Annotated in this window: 17 protein-coding genes; 1 reads left to right on the forward strand and 16 read right to left on the reverse strand. The window is 74.9% G+C overall.

The window, feature by feature from the left end:
* Positions 1-31 precede the first annotated feature (31 nt).
* The gene (locus ACIP60_RS02940; protein ID WP_400679329.1) at positions 32-547 is read left to right on the forward strand and encodes a hypothetical protein; all 516 of its coding nucleotides are present in this window, start codon (positions 32-34) and stop codon (positions 545-547) included.
* 17 nt (positions 548-564) lie between these two features.
* Here the strand turns inward: ACIP60_RS02940 and ACIP60_RS02945 are convergent, their stop codons facing one another.
* From ACIP60_RS02945 to ACIP60_RS03020, 16 genes are all read right to left on the reverse strand, one after another.
* Entirely contained in the window at positions 565-1,719 is a 1,155-nt protein-coding gene (locus ACIP60_RS02945; RefSeq protein WP_400679331.1) for a methyltransferase domain-containing protein, read from the reverse strand.
* Between the two features lie 20 nt (positions 1,720-1,739).
* On the reverse strand, positions 1,740-1,883 hold the full coding sequence (locus ACIP60_RS02950; RefSeq protein ID WP_400679332.1) for a hypothetical protein: 144 nt from the start codon (positions 1,881-1,883) through the stop codon (positions 1,740-1,742).
* Positions 1,884-2,086: 203 nt separating this feature from the next.
* The gene (locus ACIP60_RS02955) at positions 2,087-2,935 is read right to left on the reverse strand and encodes a helix-turn-helix domain-containing protein (protein ID WP_400679334.1); all 849 of its coding nucleotides are present in this window, start codon (positions 2,933-2,935) and stop codon (positions 2,087-2,089) included.
* Between the two features lie 30 nt (positions 2,936-2,965).
* On the reverse strand, positions 2,966-3,496 hold the full coding sequence (locus ACIP60_RS02960) for a DUF6879 family protein (protein WP_400679338.1): 531 nt from the start codon (positions 3,494-3,496) through the stop codon (positions 2,966-2,968).
* Positions 3,497-3,880: 384 nt separating this feature from the next.
* On the reverse strand, positions 3,881-5,398 hold the full coding sequence (locus ACIP60_RS02965; RefSeq protein ID WP_400679340.1) for a carboxyl transferase domain-containing protein: 1,518 nt from the start codon (positions 5,396-5,398) through the stop codon (positions 3,881-3,883).
* Between the two features lie 263 nt (positions 5,399-5,661).
* A complete protein-coding gene (locus ACIP60_RS02970) occupies positions 5,662-6,444 on the reverse strand; it encodes a DUF3050 domain-containing protein (protein WP_100839400.1) in 783 nt (260 codons plus the stop codon).
* Positions 6,445-6,598: 154 nt separating this feature from the next.
* Positions 6,599-7,561: an alpha-ketoacid dehydrogenase subunit beta gene (locus tag ACIP60_RS02975; RefSeq protein WP_400679343.1), complete on the reverse strand. Its 963-nt coding sequence runs from the start codon at positions 7,559-7,561 to the stop codon at positions 6,599-6,601.
* The gene (locus tag ACIP60_RS02980) at positions 7,558-8,532 is read right to left on the reverse strand and encodes a thiamine pyrophosphate-dependent dehydrogenase E1 component subunit alpha (RefSeq protein WP_199527965.1); all 975 of its coding nucleotides are present in this window, start codon (positions 8,530-8,532) and stop codon (positions 7,558-7,560) included. The genes ACIP60_RS02975 and ACIP60_RS02980 overlap by 4 nt, the downstream gene beginning before the upstream one ends.
* Positions 8,529-9,446, reverse strand: a complete 918-nt coding sequence (locus ACIP60_RS02985; protein ID WP_400679346.1) for a phytanoyl-CoA dioxygenase family protein — start codon at positions 9,444-9,446, stop codon at positions 8,529-8,531. Before ACIP60_RS02985 ends, ACIP60_RS02980 begins: the two co-directional genes overlap by 4 nt.
* Before the next feature lie 16 nt (positions 9,447-9,462).
* On the reverse strand, positions 9,463-10,539 hold the full coding sequence (locus ACIP60_RS02990; RefSeq protein ID WP_400679348.1) for a VOC family protein: 1,077 nt from the start codon (positions 10,537-10,539) through the stop codon (positions 9,463-9,465).
* Complete coding sequence (locus ACIP60_RS02995) at positions 10,536-11,849, reverse strand: beta-ketoacyl-[acyl-carrier-protein] synthase family protein (protein ID WP_400679351.1); 1,314 nt, start codon at positions 11,847-11,849, stop codon at positions 10,536-10,538. Before ACIP60_RS02995 ends, ACIP60_RS02990 begins: the two co-directional genes overlap by 4 nt.
* Positions 11,846-13,519: a class I adenylate-forming enzyme family protein gene (locus ACIP60_RS03000; protein WP_400679353.1), complete on the reverse strand. Its 1,674-nt coding sequence runs from the start codon at positions 13,517-13,519 to the stop codon at positions 11,846-11,848. Before ACIP60_RS03000 ends, ACIP60_RS02995 begins: the two co-directional genes overlap by 4 nt.
* An 85-nt stretch (positions 13,520-13,604) precedes the next feature.
* Complete coding sequence (locus ACIP60_RS03005) at positions 13,605-14,231, reverse strand: hypothetical protein (protein WP_400679355.1); 627 nt, start codon at positions 14,229-14,231, stop codon at positions 13,605-13,607.
* A 124-nt stretch (positions 14,232-14,355) separates the two neighbouring features.
* The gene (locus ACIP60_RS03010) at positions 14,356-15,480 is read right to left on the reverse strand and encodes a beta-ketoacyl synthase N-terminal-like domain-containing protein (RefSeq protein WP_400679358.1); all 1,125 of its coding nucleotides are present in this window, start codon (positions 15,478-15,480) and stop codon (positions 14,356-14,358) included.
* A 26-nt stretch (positions 15,481-15,506) separates the two neighbouring features.
* The gene (locus ACIP60_RS03015) at positions 15,507-15,848 is read right to left on the reverse strand and encodes an acyl carrier protein (RefSeq protein ID WP_400679361.1); all 342 of its coding nucleotides are present in this window, start codon (positions 15,846-15,848) and stop codon (positions 15,507-15,509) included.
* Positions 15,848-16,114: an acyl carrier protein gene (locus ACIP60_RS03020; protein WP_100839394.1), complete on the reverse strand. Its 267-nt coding sequence runs from the start codon at positions 16,112-16,114 to the stop codon at positions 15,848-15,850. Before ACIP60_RS03020 ends, ACIP60_RS03015 begins: the two co-directional genes overlap by 1 nt.
* Between the last annotated feature and the right edge of the window lie 10 nt (positions 16,115-16,124).

The following is a 16,124-nucleotide window of genomic DNA, read 5'->3' on the forward strand; positions in this document are numbered from 1 at the left end:
GCGGGGCGGGGGAGTCGGCAGAATGCGGGGGATGGAGCCACCGCTGCTGTACCTCGACGTCGACGGCCCGCTGATCCCGTTCGGCGGGCCGGCCGGGTGGCACCCGGAGCACCTGACGGAGCGCCGGATCCGCGACGTGCTGGGGACGGCGGCGGGACACCCGCTGCTGGCCCGGCTCGACCCCCGGGTCGGCGCGCGGCTCGCGGCGCTGCCCTGCCGCCCGGTGTGGGCCACCACCTGGGAGCACGCGGCCAACGACTGCGTCGCCCCGCTGCTCGGCCTGCCGCCCTGGCCCGTCCTGGAGGAGTCGGACGACCCGGACCGGCCGGACCTCCCGCCGGGAGTGCACTGGAAGACGCCGCTCCTGCTGGCCCACGCGGCCGGCGCGGCGTTCGCCTGGGTCGACGACGAGATCGGCCCGCCCGACCGTGCCTGGCTGGCCACCCGCCACCCCGGCCCCGCCCTCCTCCTCCGGGTCGACCCCCGGACGGGCCTGACGGACGACGACCTCACCACCCTGGACGACTGGCTGCGCGCCCCGACCTGAGCGGTGGGGGCCGTGGGTCAGTCGCGGCCGGGGACGGGGTTGTCGGGGCGGTCGAGCCAGGCGGTGTGGGCGTCGGGGGTGACGGTGAGGCCGAAGCGGTTGTGTTCGGGCCGGCCCTGGTCGTCCCACCAGCGGTAGGCGGCCTCCACCTCGTCCCACAGACGGCGCGGTCCGGACTGGTACACCTCGTACTCGGTGCGGTCCCGCTCGTGGTCGACCGAGGCCCATGACTGCTTGTCGCGACTGTAGATCCACAGCGTGTACGCATCCCGGTCGTAGCGCTCCGCCCGCCAGAACGCCCCCGGGACGCCCAGGCCGATGACGAACTGCCGGAACCACTCGCCGGTGTCCCGCGGCGACAGCGTGGTCGTGCTCCTCACGCCGTCCGCCGGCCATGGCACCCCGTGCAGGTACTCATCGAACGGCGGTCGTTCGGTGCGCTGCTGACGGATCCTCATGAACGCGGAGCCGCCGGTGAAGCCGCCGACCGCCCGGGTCCCTTCCCCGTTCACGGTCAGGCGGACGATCTGTTCGCCGCCGTACTCCGTGCCGAACGGAGCGACGATCACCGCGCCGGGGGCCGACTGTTCCAGCCACGCCGCAGGGATCTCCAGCAGCGAGCACGTGGCGATGATCCGGTCGTAGGGGGCGCCCGTCGGCCATCCGGCCCGTCCGTCGGCCTCGACCACGGTCGGCGCGAGTCCGGCCCGGCGAAGGTTCTCCCGCGCGCCGCGCGCGACGTCCGGGTCGAATTCGATGCTCACCACGTTCGGGCCGCCGAGGCGGTGGGCGAGCAGACCCGCGTTCCATCCCGTGCCCGTGCCGATCTCCAGCACCCGGTCACCCGGGCGAACGCTCAGGTCCCGGAGCATCGAGACCACCATGGTCGGCATGGAGCTGGACGAGCTGGGGACGCTGCCGAGGCCGTCGCCCTCGTGCCGGCCGTCGTCCCACTGCGTGGTCAGCGGGATGTCCGAGTAGACCGCGTTCCACCACGCCTCGGGATCTTTCGACCGGTGGACGACCGGGTTCTGCTTCGTTCCGTTCGCGATGCCGGGCCAGATGCGGTCCGGGACGAACAGTTCCCGGGGCACGGCCTCGAACGAGGGAAGCCAGTCCGATCGCAGCGCGCCGCCGGTCACCAGCGCGGAGGCGAGCCCCCGGGGGCCCACCTCCTCGGGTGCCTCGCCGTTCACCTGCCGCCCGCCGGGTTCCGGCCGTCCGAGGTGTTGCCGCCCTCGTCCGAGCCGCCTCCGCCGTGCCCGGAGCCCTTGTTGCTGTCGTCCTGCTGCTTGCCGCCGTCACCGGAACCGGTGCCGCCTCCGTGCTTGCCCATGCCGCTGCCTCCGTGCTGGTCGTGCCCGGCGGGCGGTTGCCCGCCGGGGTGAGGACTGAGGAACCCGGCCATCCCCTGGGGGCACACTCCCTGTCCTCTCGCCACCGGTCCGTTCTCCTCCGCCCGAGTGACGCGGGTACGTGACAGACCGTAGGGACCTCGGTGCGCCGCGTTCAACGGAGTTGCGCCCGATTGCGGCGCCATCACTCCAAGGAGGCGGCGGCAGCAGCGATCAATGCCCTGGCTTTCACCCCGTGCACGGCCATGCCGGACAGTCCGGCGAAGGCCCGGGCGTAGTCCGCGACCTCGCTGGGTTGGAGCACGTTCACCTTCGCCGTCAGGGTCTCCACCACCACTCGGCGGTCGTCGAACAGGTAGAAGGCTTCCAGCGGCCAGATGGCACGGGCGCAGCCGGCCGGGATGATGCCGATGGAGACGGCCGGAAGCGACATCAGGGTGAGCAGGTGGCCGAGTTGGGCGGACATGTCCTCCGCGCTACCGATCCTGGTCCGCAGCACGCACTCTTCGATCAGCACGGAGAACCGACGTCCCCCCGTGTACATGAGCCGCGCTCGTGCCAGCCGTGCCGGAACGGCCGCCGCAACGTCGTTCGGGGTCCCCTGGAAGTCCGTGATGGCTTGCATCAGCGCCGTTGCGTACCCGGCCGTCTGGAAGAAACCGGGCAACACGTTCGAGACGTAGATGCGGAAGCGTCTCGTGCGCTCGTAGTCGCCGATCACCTTCTCCTGAGCGAGCCTCAGGCCGGATCGGTTCCGGCGTCTCCACTCCTGGTACATCGAGTCGGCAGCACGGGACGCGGCGATCAGGTCCGGGATTCGGCCGGGGGCTCCGCAGGCGGTGCACCAAGCCCTGATGTCCTCCTCCGACGGAGCGGACTTGCCGGACTGGATGCGAGACGTCTTCGCGGGGTGCCAACCGCACCGGGCGGACAGCTCACCCCCCTTGAGCCCGGCATCCTTGCGGATCTCGGCCAGCTGTTCCGCGATGGCCTTCCGTGCTGCGACGACGCTGGACGAAGGCGACGATGGCATGTGCTGTCCACCCGGTGGTTCGGAGCCGGCTCAGACCTCGAAGTCCGCGTGGGGGACCGCCCGTTCCCACACGGCTTCGAACGCCTTCGCGCACAGGCCCGCGGTGGCCGGCTCCTCCGTCATCACGTGGCGGGGGTGAGCCCACGCGCCGTCGCCGGTGAACAGGTTGAACCGCACGATCCGGCTGTCGAACAGCCAGAAGTCGGCACCTGGCAGTGCCAGGTCGAGCGCCCGGATCCGAGGCAGCCATCGGATCTGCTCACCGGCCGCGATGTTGGTGAACGTGTGGGAGTGCTCGTAGCGGATGTACTCGGTGACGGGCTCCGACACGATCCGGGCACGCCGGATCGTCACCCCGCGGGCGATGGTTTCCACCACGAAGTCGTGGAACGGATGCCACCACTCGGACCGGTTCTCCATCGAGTACCGGTGCCCGGCCTTCCACGCGGCGAACTGCTCGACCTCGTCGGCGATGCTGTACTGATCACGCATCTCCAGGTGCACGGCCGACTTCTCCGTCTCCCGGAGCAGGGTTCTGAAGTCCGGCGCGTTCGATTGCATCGCAAGCCTTCCTGATGAAGGGGATCATCTGCTCGGGGATGCCGATCACGGACTCGTGGGCAGGTACGCCGACCCGGTGACCGGCCACCCACTCGGTCTCGCTGACCTCCACGAACTCGGCCCCGTGAGGGTGTCGCCCTGGACCACGAGCCGGCGTCGAGTCAGGTCCGCCCAGACCGTGGGGGAGCCCTCCTCGTTGGTCTCAGGGTCGATTCCGAAGAACTCCAGGCCCATGGACACGTCTCCTGTCACGTTGCCGGCCCGTTGTCGGGCCGGGCGCCGCCGTGACCTCAGCATCCAGTGTCCAAGGCCGAGTTGTCAGGCATCTCGCTTCCTGACACCCCGACAGTGGGGCAGCCCTCGGCCGCCGAAGGCCAGATGCGGTCATCGCGGGGTGTCGCCCGGGGTGGGGCCGCCGAGGTGGCGGTTGCGGGTGGCGCGGGCGGTGAGGCGGGCGGGGGTGGGGAGGGCGGCGAGTTCGGTGAGGGTGGTGGTGATCGCGGTGGCGAGGCGGTCGCGCAGGTCGGTGGGGTCGGGGGTTTCGGGGATCACCTGGTCGACCAGGCCGGTGGCGGTCAGGTCGGTGGCGGTGATGCCCTGGGCGCGGGCGAGTCGGGGGGCGTGGTCGCCGTCGCGGTGGACGATCGCGGAGGCGCCCTCGGGGGGCAGGGGGGCCAGCCAGGCGTGCTGGGCGGCGAGGACCCGGTCCGCGGGCAGCAGGGCGAGTGCGCCGCCGCCGCTGCCCTGGCCGAGCAGGACGGCGAGGACGGGGGTGCGCAGCCCGACCAGGGTGGTCAGGCAGTGAGCGATCTCCAGTGCCACGCCGTCGAGTTCGGCCTCGACGGAGAGTTCCGCGCCGGTGGTGTCGACCACGGTGAGCAGCGGCAGCCCCAGTTCCTCGGCGATCCGGGCCTGGCGCCGCACCGCGCGCAGATCGGCGGCGGTGACGGGGAGTTCGGGCCGGTCGGGGCCCCGGCGCTGCTGGGCGACCACCATGACGGGCCGTCCGCCGATCAGTGCCAGGCCCCGGACCAGCGCGCTGTCCCCGTCCAGCGGGAGGAACAGGTCGGCGGTGTGGTGCAGGAGTTCGAGCGCGGAGAGGCGGTCGGGGCGGCGGCTGAGCAGCACCGACTCCCAGGCGTCCGACGGCGCGGCGGGGGCGGTCGGAACGGTGGGAACGGTGGGAGGGGCTGCGGGGGAGGGGGAGGGGGAGGGGGAGGGAGCGGGCCGGGAGGTCGGGCGGGCGGTGAGGACGGTGAGGGCGCGGGAGAGGAAGACGCGCAGCCGTTCGGGCGGGACGATGGCGTCCAGCCGGCCGTGGGCGGCGAGCGTCTCGGCGCGCTGGACGGTCGGCGGCAGCGGTTCGCCGCGCAGTTCCTCGTACACCCGGGGGCCGAGGAAGCCGAGCCGGGCGCCCGGCTCGGCGAGCACCAGGTGGCCGAGGGTGCCCCAGGAGGCGAACACCCCGCCCATGGTGGGGTTGCGCAGGTAGGTCAGGTAGGGGAGCCCGGCGGCGCGGTGCGCGTGGACGGCGGCGGTGACCCGGACCATGCACAGGAACGCGGCCGAGCCCTCCTGCATCCGGGTGCCGCCGGAGACCGGCAGGGCGAGCAGCGGCAGGCGTTCGGCGGTGGCGCGCTCCACGGCGCGGGTGATCCGTTCGGCGGTGGCCACGCCGATCGAGCCGCCGAGGAACCCGAACTCGCCGGCGACCAGCGCGATCGGCCGCCCGTCCAGCAGGGCCCGCCCGGTGAGCACGGCCTCGTCCAGGCCGGTGCGCTCGCGGGCCCGGGCCAGCGCGTCCCGGTAGGCGGGGTCGGCGTACTCGGCGGTGACCGGCTCGTCCCAGCTGTGCAGACTGCCGGGGTCGACCAGCAGGTCGAGGAGCTGACGTGCCGTCACCGGGAGCCTCCGTCACGGGCGAATCGGGCAGGGCGCGGGGGCGGGCCGCGCCACCGAGGCTAGCGGGGCGGCGGGGCCGTCGGCGGGTGCGCCGCACGGTGGTGAGCAGGATCACCGGGCCGTGCGGCGGGATGCCGCGGGCAGGCTCGCCGCCGACGTCCACCACGAGGTGTTCGGCCCCGTCCTGCGGCTCGGCCGGGACCGGCCGGACGCCCCTTCCCGTGGGCCCGGCTCCGGACGCGTCCGGAGCCGGGCCCCGCCGGTCACAGCGCGGCCGTGATCGCGTCCCACAGCCCGACCCGGGCCCGCAGCGCGGTGCGGACCGTCGCCGCGCACTCCTCCCAGCGCTCGGTGTCGTCGCCGCACAGGTCGATCAGCATCTGCATCGCCATCGGGGTGTGCTGCTCGCCGTCCACCTCGATGTGCCGGGCCAGGTAGTCCTTGAAGACGCTCAGCCGGCCCTCGGCGTCGTCGATCCGGACCACCTGCTCGAACATCTCCGGAATCAGGTCCTCCCGGCCGAACGCGAACGCCGCGGCCTGGCAGTGCACCGGCGCGTCCTCGATGATCCGGAACGTGACGGCCGCGAACTCGGCCGCCGCCTCCGGGATCTCGGCCGTCTTCGCGGCCTCCGCCACCGACCGGCCGGCCCGGATCGCGTCCAGGAACGCCTCGACCGGGGCGGTGTCCGCGCCCGCCCTGGCCATGCCGTCCAGGTACAGCTCGAAGTGGCTGATGTAGCCGTCGCCGAGCTCGTCGCTCTCCTCGACCAGCACGATCTCGTTGATCAGCCGGCGGCTCGCGGTCGGACCGTCCGGCAGCCACGGCAGGGTCACACAGGTGAGCTGCCGCTGGAGGCACTTGAGCAGGGACATGAAGTCCCAGACGGCGAACACGTGGGTCTGCTGGAAGGTCCGCACCTTCTCCAGGCTGTCCAGCGACAGGTACATCGGGTGGGACACCACCTCGTGGCGGACCTCCTCGATCGACTCGCGCAGGGCGGTCAGGCCGGGGTGGCTGCGGTCCCAGTGGTAACGGTCGCTCATGGCTGCTCTCCTCTGTGGTGTGGTGCAACGGGGGTACGGCGGGGGTACGGCGGGATGCGGCGGAGGCAACGCGGGTGGACGTTGCGGTGGTCCGGTGGTGGACAACGACCGCCCGGAGGCGGCGGTTACGCGGGAACGGTCGTGGCGGGAGGGGTCACTTCAGGACGGCGCGGATCGCGTCCCGCAACTGCTCGGCGCTCGGCTGCAGGGCCCGGTCCAGGGCGAGGGCGAACGGGAGGACCGCGCCGTCGGGGCGGGTGACCCGGCGGGGCGGGGCGAGCAGCCGGCACTCCTCGGCGGCGACCGCCAGCACCTCGGCGGCGAAACCGGCGAAACGGTTGGAGTCGTCGGCCACCACCAGCCGCCCGGTGCGGTCCAGCGACTCCACCAGGGCCGCCCGGTCCAGCGGGTACAGGGTGCGCGGGTCGAGCACCTCCACCGACACCTCGTCCGCCAACTCCTCGGCCACCGCCAGCGCCTGCTGGACCAGGTGGCCGACCGCCAGCACCGTCACGTCCGAGCCACGCCGGGCCGTCCGGGCCTCGCCCAGCGGCAGCGGGGCCAGCGGCGCCGTCACGTCCTCCCGGACGCCCAGCGCGCCCGCCGGGGCGAACAGCACCACCGGGTCGTCGTCCGCGATCGCCGAACTCAGCAGCCCGTACGCGTCGGTGGGCGTCGCGGGCACCAGCGTCTTGATGCCGACGTGCGCGAACAGGCCGTACGGGTGGTCGGAGTGCTGGCCCGCCCAGCCGCTGCGCGAGCCCGAGCCCGGCACCACCACGGTCAGCGGCACCCGGGCCTGCCCACCCGTCATCAGCGAGAACTTGTGCGCCTGGTTGGCGAGTTGCTCGAACACCAGGAACAGCAGCGACGGGATCTGCAACTCGATCACCGGCCGCATCCCGGTCAGCGCCGCCCCGATGCCCGCCGAGGTGAACGCCTGCTCCGACAGCGGCACGTCCACCACCCGCTCGGCGCCGAAGCGCTTCTGCAGGCCCAGCGTCAGACCGGCCAGGCCCGCGCCGACGTCCTCGCCGAACACGCACACCGCCGGATCGGCCTCCAGCGCGTCCGCCAGCGCCCGGTTCATCGCCTTGGCGTACGACAACAGCGTCACAGTGCCGCTCCCGACCGGGGCCGCAGCCCGCTCGCGTACAGGTGGTCATTGGCCGTCACCGGATCCGGCTCCGCCGAAGCTAGCGCGAACCGCGCCGCCCTGGAAAGGAGTTCGACAATCTCCCGGTCGATCGCGGCGGCCTCCCCGGCGGGCAGCGCGGTCGCCAGCGGGTCGCGCTCCCGCCAGGACGCCACCTCCTCGGCCGTGCGGTACGACAGCCGGAAGCGCCGCTCCATGGTGTGGTGCGCCTCGAACCGGTACGTCAGGCACTCCAGGAACGACGGCCCGCCCCCCGCGCGCGCCCGCTCCACCGCCCGCCCGGCCGCCGCCCGGACCGCCTCCACGTCCATCCCGTCCACCGTCTCGGCCGGGATGCCGAACGCCTCGGCCCGGCCGCAGGCCGAACCGCCCACCGCCGCGCCGGCCGGCAGCGTCGTCGCGTAGCCGTTGTTCTCGCAGACGAACACCACCGGCGCCCGCCAGATCGACGCCAGGTTCAACGACTCCAGCAGCACGCCCTGGTTGAGCGCGCCGTCGCCGAAGAACGAGGCCACCACGGTGGGTTCGCCGCGCCGCCGGGCCGCCCAGGCCGCGCCGACCGCGATCGGCGCGCCCGCGCCGACGATGCCGTTGGCGCCCAGGATGCCCAGCGAGAAGTCCGCGGCGTGCATCGAACCGCCCCGGCCGCCGTTCAACCCGCCGACCCGGCCCAGCAGTTCGGCCAGCAGCCGGGCCGGGTCGGCGCCCTTCGCCAGCACGTGCCCGTGCCCGCGGTGGGTGGAGGTCAGCCGGTCGGCCGGCTCCAGCGCGGCGCACACGCCGACCGCCACCGCCTCCTGCCCGATGTACGGGTGGGTGCCGCCGACCACCAGCCCGGCGCGCACCCACTCCAGCGCCAGCTCCTCGAACGAGCGGATCAGCCGCATCGTCCGGTACCGGCCCGCCGGGTCCGCCAGGTGCGGCAGGCTCACCGGCCCGACCGCCACAGCACCGGGCAGAACTCCGGGTCCGCGTAGTCCGGTCGGCCGTCCGCGTCCCGCCGCACCACCGCGTCGTGGTTGTACACCACCGGCGAGCCGTCCGGCCGCAGGTACGAGCGGTAGCGGTTCGAGCCGTCCTGCAGGTGCAGCGACACCGCCCGGCGCGGCTGCGCGGACCGGTTCGGGCCCGAGCCGTGGTAGGTGCGGCAGTGGTGGAAGGAGACGTGCCCGCGCGGGATCTCGATCGGCACGGTACGGACCTCGGTGCCGTTGAACTCGGCGTTCTCGTGCAGCAGTTGCTCCAGCTCGGAGCGGTCCCGGGCGGCGAAGTGCCGGGTCGAGTCGTCGCCGCCGGGGCGCTCCTCCCAGCGGTGGCTGCCGTCCACCATGGTGATGGTGCCCATCTCCTCGGTGCAGTCGTGGAACGGCAGGAACGCGGTCAGCATCCGCTGCGAGGTGGAGGTCTGCCAGTAGTGCTTGTCGAAGTGCCACGGCACCACGTTGCTCGGCTCGCCCGGCACCGGCGGCTTGTAGATCAGCGTGGCCTGGAACAGCCGGATCTCCTCCGCCTGCGCCAGCCGCGCCGCGACCGCGCCCAGCAGCGGCTTGCGCAGGATGCGGCCGATCTCCGCGTGCTCGTAGTGCACGTAGTCGTTGTGCCGCTGCACCGGCCCGTCCGACGGCCGCCAGGACGCCAGGTGCGGCGGCCGGGCCGGGAGTTCGCGGTCCCGTTCGCCCGCGTAGTAGCGCTCGGTGGCGGCCTGCAGCGCGTCCAGCTCGGCGTCGGAGAACAGCCGCCGCGACAGGTACCAGCCGCGCTCCGCGTACTCCAGCACCTCCTCGACGGTCGGCAGCAGCGCCGACTCCTCCTCGGTCAGCTCGAACCGGTCGATCGCGGTGGTCACGTGGGCTCTCCTCTGCTCAGCTGTCCGCGGTGGCGCGCTCGCGCTCCACCGCCTCGTACAGGGCCTTGATGTTGGCGGTGCCGAAACTGCCGGCGCCGCGCCGCTCCACCAGCTCCAGGAAGAAGGTCCGGCGCGGGTGGGTGGAGCGGGCGAAGATCTGGAACAGCTCGCCGCCGTGGTCCCGGTCCACCAGCACGTGGGTGTCCCGGAGTTCGGCCACCGGGATGGCCGTCGGGCCGAGCCGGGACTCCAACGCCTCGTAGTACGCGCCCGGAGTGCTCAGGAACGCCACCCCGCGCCCGCCCAACTCCCGCACCGCGGCGGTGATCGACTCCGTCGCGTACGCCAGGTGCTGGACGCCCGCGCCGCCGTGGGCCGCCAGGAAGCCGTCGATCTGGCCGGAGGCCCGCGAGGTGTCCGGCTCCAGCAGGGTGAAGGTGACCGTCCCGCACGGGCTCTGCACCACCCGGGAGTCCATCGCCTGGTCGCCGACCTCCACGTACTCCCGGAACACCTCCCGGAAGCCCAGCCCGTCTACCGCCCACCGCACCGAGCCGTCCAGCTGCCCGCCCGGCACCACCACCGCCACGTGGTCCAGCGACAACAGCGCGCCGTCGCCGGGGAGTTCGCCCGCCGGCAGCAGGTCGTCCGGGCCGACGAAGCGCAGCGCCAGGTCGCCGAAGCCGGAGACCGTGCCCGCCCCGTCCGGCCCGGCTCCGTGCGCCCCCGCCCCGTCCGCCCGCTCACCGTCCGCCCGCTCACCGTCCGCCCGCTCACCGTCCAGCCGTTCACCGCCCGCCGCCAGCGCCCGTTCGGCCGCCGCGACCGCCGACGCCCGGTCGGCGTGCCGCAGCGCGATCACCGCGACGCCGTCGCCGTGCCGTCGCACCCAGGCGGCCACCGGGTGGTCGGCCTCCACCGCCGAGGTCAGCAGCACCCGGATCGAGCCCTGGTGCGCCACCACCTGCGCGGTGCCCGGAGCGGCCCGGTCCGGCTCGCTCAGCGTGAAGCCCCAGTCGTCGCGCAGCCGCGCGGCGTACTTGTGGGCGTCCTCCACGTACAGTTCGGTGTACGCGATGCCCGGCACGGTCATGAGTCCCCTCCGAGGTGCTTGGCCGTGATGCTCGGCGGGCCGAACAGCAGGCTCAGGTTGTGGCCGCCGAAGGCGATCGAGTTGGACAGGGCGTGGCGCACGACACCGTGCTCGGCCGCGCCGCGGACGTGCCGCAACGCGCAGGCTTCGTCCGGCTGTTCGAGGTTCAGGGTGGGCGGGATCAGGCCCTCGGCGACGGCCAGCGCCGACACCGCCGCCTCCACCGCCCCGCCCGCGCCCAGCAGGTGGCCGGTGGCGCCCTTGGTCGAGCTGACCCACGGCTGGTGGTCGCCGAACACCTCGCGCAGCGCCGCCGCCTCGGCCCGGTCGCCCAACTTGGTGCCGGTGCCGTGCGCGTTGACGTAGTCCACCGCCGACGGCGCCAGGCCCGCCGAGCGCAGCGCGGCCCGCATCGAGGAGACCGCACCCGCGCCGTCCGGACGCGGCATGGTCGGGTGGTGGGCGTCGGTGGCCGCGCCCCAGCCGGCCAGCGCGGCGTACGCGGAGGCGCCGCGGGCCGCCGCGTGCTCGGCGCGCTCCAGTACCAGGACGGCGCTGCCCTCGCCCAGCACGAAGCCGTTGCGGCGGGCGTCGAACGGCCGGGACGCCTGCGTCGGGTCGTCCCAGCCGGCGGCCAGCGCACGGGAGTTGTCGAAGGCGGCGGCGATCGTCGGGTGCAGCGGGGCCTCCGCGCCGCCGCACACCACCACGTCCGCCTCGCCGCCGCGGATCAGCCGCAGGCCCTCGGCGACCGCCTGGGCGCCCGCCGCGCAGGCGGTGATCACGGCCGAGCTGTAGCCGCGGATGCCGTGCGCGATGGCGATCCGGGCGGCCGCCATGTTCGACAGCATCCCCGGCAGCAGGTACGGGCTGACGGCGGCCCGGCCGCGCTCGCGCCGCCCGGCGGCCTGCTGCTCGTAGCTCTCCAGCCCGCCGCCGCCGGTGGCCAGCACCACCGCGACCCGCTCCGGGTCGGTGTCCTGACGGACCGTCAGCTCGGCGTCGGCGAGGGCGTCCTCGGCGGCGGCCAGCGCGAGCAGCAGGAAGCGGTCGGCGACCCGGGTCTCGGTCGGCGGCAGCACCTCGGTGGCCGGGACGTGCGGGGCGATGCCCGCCACCCGCAGCCAGCCCGCCGCCGGGTGGTCCGGCGGCGGGGCGACCAGCCCGGAGCGGCCGGCCGCGAGCGCCCGGTAGACCTCCGGCACGGCGCGGCCCAGCGGCGTCACCCAGCCGATCCCGGTGACCTGTGCGGTGACGGCGGCGGGGCTGGCGGCGGTGGCGGTGGCGGTGGCGGCGTCGGGGGCGTTCACGGCGCGCCGGTCCCGGCCCCGGTGGCGATCCCGGTCCCGGTCCCGGCCCCGGTCCCGGCCCCTGCTTCGGCCAGGTGGCGCTGGCGCAGCAGCACCTTGCGGACCTTGCCGGTCGGGCCGAGCGGGATGCGCCCGTCCGGGACGGCCAGCACGGTGCGGACCGCGGCGGCCACGTGCGGCTCCAGGGCGGCGAGCACCTCGGCGGTGCGGTCGGCGTCCTGGTCGGCGGCCGGGTCGAGCTGGAGCAGCACGTCGGCGACGGTCCGCCCGCCGTCGCGGAAGGCGACCACGGTGCAGTCGTGCACGTCCGGGCAGGCGGCCAGGACGCGCTCCTCGCTGGCGGCGGTGTGCAGGCGGCGGCCGTCGCCCAGGTCGACGGTGTCGACGGCCCGGTCCACGTGGTAGTAGTAGCCGTCCTCGTCGCGGTACACCAGGTCGCCGGTGAGGAAGTAGTCGCGGACCCGGGTGCGGTGGGTGGTCACCGAGTCGTTCCAGTAGCCGGGGGACAGGGTGGGCGAGCGGGTGCCCAGCTCGCCGACCCGGCCCGGGCCGAGCTCGTTGCCGTCCGGGTCGAGGACCGCGCAGTCGACGAAGGCGTGCGGGCGGCCCACGCAGCGGCCGTAGCGCTCGGAGTCGACGGTGTGGGTGATGAAGAAGTGCGAGTGGCCCATCTCGGAGGAGCCCAGGCCGTCGATGAACACCGACCCGGCGGTGCGGACCCGGCCCTGCCGGGTGGCGGTCTCGCGCGAGCCCTGGGCGACCAGGCGGCGGATGTGCGCCTCGTGCGCGCAGTCGCCGGTGTTCCACCACAGGCCGACCGAGGAGAGGTCGCGGGCGGACAGGTCCTGCCGGGCCAGGTCGGCCCAGGTGGTGGCGAAGCCGTACACGCCCAGCGGCTGCCAGCGCTCGATCGCCTCCAGCACCGCCGGGCCCGACTGCTGGGAGATCAGGTGCAGTTGGGCGTCGAAGCTGAGCGCCAGGTTGACCGCGATCAGGGTGGCGGCGTGCGCGGCGGGCAGCGCGCTGAGCACCCGGTCGATGCCCTGCGGCCGGGGCAGCAGCAGGCGGTGGCGGATCGCCGCGTACAGGCTCTGGTGCGAGTGCAGCACCGCCTTGGGCAGGCCGGTGGTGCCCGAGGAGTGGGTGATCGCGACCGGGTCGGTGGGCCAGTGCCGGTACGGTTCGGGCGCCGACTCCGGGTCGCCGTCGGCGAGTTCGGCGGTGTCGGCGAGGACGGGTGCGCCGAAGTCCACGTCGGCCAGGGCCTTGGCGTGGGCGGCGTCCGCGAGCAGCCCGACCGCGTTCAACCGGCGCAGGTAGCGGGTCGAGGTGTCCGCGTCCAGCGCCGGGTTGAGCAGGGCCGGGATCGCGCCGAGCCGGCTCAGCGCGAGGAAGCACAGCACCTGTTCGGCCGCGGCGGACGCCTGCACGGCGACCGGGTCGCGGCGGCGCACCCCCCGGGCGTGCAGGGCGGCGGCCCGGGACCGTACCGCGAGGTCGAGTTGACGGAGCGTCAGGGCGGTGCCCGCCGGGTGGCCGTCGACGGGGGTGTCGAAGGTCAGGGTCGGCGAGTCCAGGCCGAGGCCCTGCTCGACCCGGGTGGTCAGGACGTTGCCGGCGCCGACGGAGCTGTCGGCGGACAGCACGGCGCGAAGGGTGCGGAGGCTCATCGTTCCCGTTCTCTTCTCGTGGTGCGGGAAAGGGGGCGGGCTCCCCCGGCGGGGGCCGCGGTGCCGCGAGGGGCGGGTGCGGGTGTCAGGGGGCGAGCAGGACGGCGGTGGCGCGGTCGGGCGGGCCCTGGACGGCGGTGATGGCGAGCACCTGCTCGGCGTCGCCGTCCTCGATCAACAGGGCGGCCCGCTCGTGCAGTTCGCGCTCCTCCTGGAAGCCGGGGCCGAGCGCGACGACCGGGCCGTCCAGCTGCCAGCGGGCGGCCAGGTGGCCGAGCACCGCGTTCGGGTTGGACTGGAAGAACAGCAGCGGGGCGACCCGCTCCCCGGCGGCGGTGGCCCGGGCCAGCGCGTCCGCCGTGCCGGTGTCGCCGCTCGGGCTGGCCAGCAGCAGCGCGGTGCGCGGCGCCCCGGCGGCCGGGGGCGGGCCGTAACGGGTGCGCAGGCAGCGCTCGGCGGTCTCGGCCACCAGCGGGCTGAACGAGGACTCCACGAAGCCCGCGATGGCGGGCAGTTCGTCCCCCGGCCGGTCCGGCCAGCGGGCGGCGGCCAGCACCCGCAGCGGCCCGGCGAGAACGCGCGGCGCCGCCGACGGGGACGGCGACGGGGACGGGGGCGGGGACGCCGGGTGCGGGTGGCCGGGAACGGAGACGGCAACGGACACGGGGTCGGGGACGTGGTCGGGGAGGACGGCGGGTCTCGGGGCGGTCATGCGGGAGTCACCAGGGGTGCGGGCCGGGCGGCGGCCGGACGGGAACGGACGGGGAGGGCGCGTCGGTGCGGGCGGTGCGGGCGGTGCGGGCGGTGCGGGCGGTGCGGGCGGCCGGGGCGCGGGGTCATGCGGGGGCCACCAGCAGCGCGGTGTTGGCGCCGCCGAACGCGGCGTTGACGGTCAGCGCCAGGCCGGGGGCGGCCGGGCGGGGTCGGTCGAGCACCAGGTCCAGCGGGCAGCCCGGGTCGGGGGCCTGCCAGCCGGCGTTCACCGGCAGCGACCCGGCGCCCAACACGCCTACGGTGACGGCGAGTTCGAGCAGGGCGGAAGCCTCCAGGGCGTGGCCGTGCACGGACTTGGTGGAGCTGACCGGCGGGGTGCCGGCCGGGAAGACGGCGCGCAGCGCGGCGGCCTCGGCCAGGTCGCCGAGCTTGGAGCCCGCGCCGTTGGCGTTGACGTAGCCGATCGCCTCCGGTGCGGCGCCCGCCCGGTCGAGCGCGCCGTGCACCGCCCGGGCCAGGCCGGTGCCGTCGGGGTGCGGTCGGCAGACGTGGAAGGCGTCCCCGGTCCGGGCCCAGCCGGCGATCCGGGCGAGCGCCCGGCCGCCGCGCCGGCGCAGGGCCGGTGCGGACTCCAGGACCACGGCGACCGCCGCGTCGCCGAGCAGCATGCCCCGGCGGCCCAGGCTGAACGGGCGGACGGCACCGTCCCCGGCCAGCGCCCGGCCGGCGTCGAACACCGCGAAGGTGTCCGGCTCGACCAGGTACCCGGCCGCGACCAGCACCCGTTCGCGGCGCCCGGAGGCGATCAGCGCGGCGGCGTCGGCGACGGCGCTGGACGCCGCGACGCACGCCCCGGTGTAGACCCGGGGCCGCAACCCGGTCCGTTCGGCGACCTCCGCCGCGACCGGACCGGCCCGCCGGTCGCCGTGCAGGGCGAGCAGCAACTCCTCGTCCGCAGGCGGCTGTTCGAGGTCGACCGGGCCGGAGAGCGCACCCGCCTCGGCGAGCACCGCGACCAGCTGGTCGGCCAGCCGGGGCGAGCCCGGCCCGGTGGCGGCCCGGTCGGTGCGGTGCGCGGCGGTGCCGAAGCGTTCCACCGGGGTGAAGGCCGGCCGTCCGGCGAGCACGCCGTCGGTGAGCGCCGCGAGCCCGGCGCCGAACGCCGAGCGCACGCCGATGCCGCCGACCAGGACGGCGCGCCGCGGCGGACCGTTCCGGAGCGCGGTCGCGGACGTGGCCGCGCTCACGGACGTGGTCGCGGAGGCGGACGGGGTCATGGCGCGGCGGCCCCCGCCTCCGTGGCGGCCTCGGCACCGGCCGTGGCACCGACACCGGCACCGGCCGTGGCGCCGACACCGGCCGTGGCCCCGGCCGGGGCGGCGGCGAGCTGCGCGTCGAGCGCGGCGACGGCGTCGTCCACCGTGCGGATGGCGTCCAGCCGTTCGTCGTCCAGGTCGACCTGCACGCCGTAGGTCTGTTCGGCCTGGGCGATCAGCCAGGCCAGTTCCAGCGAGCCCAGGTGCTCGTCGACCTGCTCGGGGGAGCGGTCGCCGTAGCGGGCGAGCATGGCCAGCGCCTCGGCCCGGCCGAAGCGCGTGCGGGCGTCCGTGCTCATCAGGCGGTGCTCACCGTGGACTTGGCGACCCGGGCGGCGACCTCGGCGCTGAACTCGTCGATGGTCATCAGCGCGGTGGACTCCATGTCGTCCAGCTCGAAGCGGATGCCGAACTCCTCCTCGACCTGCACCGCGAGGTCGGCCAGCGCCAGCGACTCCAGGTCGAGGCCGGCCGGGCCGAGGTCGGTCTCCGAAGTGACCTGCGAGACGTCGTAGTTCATCCCGGCCAGGGCGGTCAGGACGAACGTGCGGATCTGTTCCTGCATGGACGGACTC

Source organism: Kitasatospora sp. NPDC088783, from assembly GCF_044750705.1.
Classification (GTDB): Bacteria; Actinomycetota; Actinomycetes; order Streptomycetales; family Streptomycetaceae; genus Kitasatospora; species Kitasatospora fiedleri.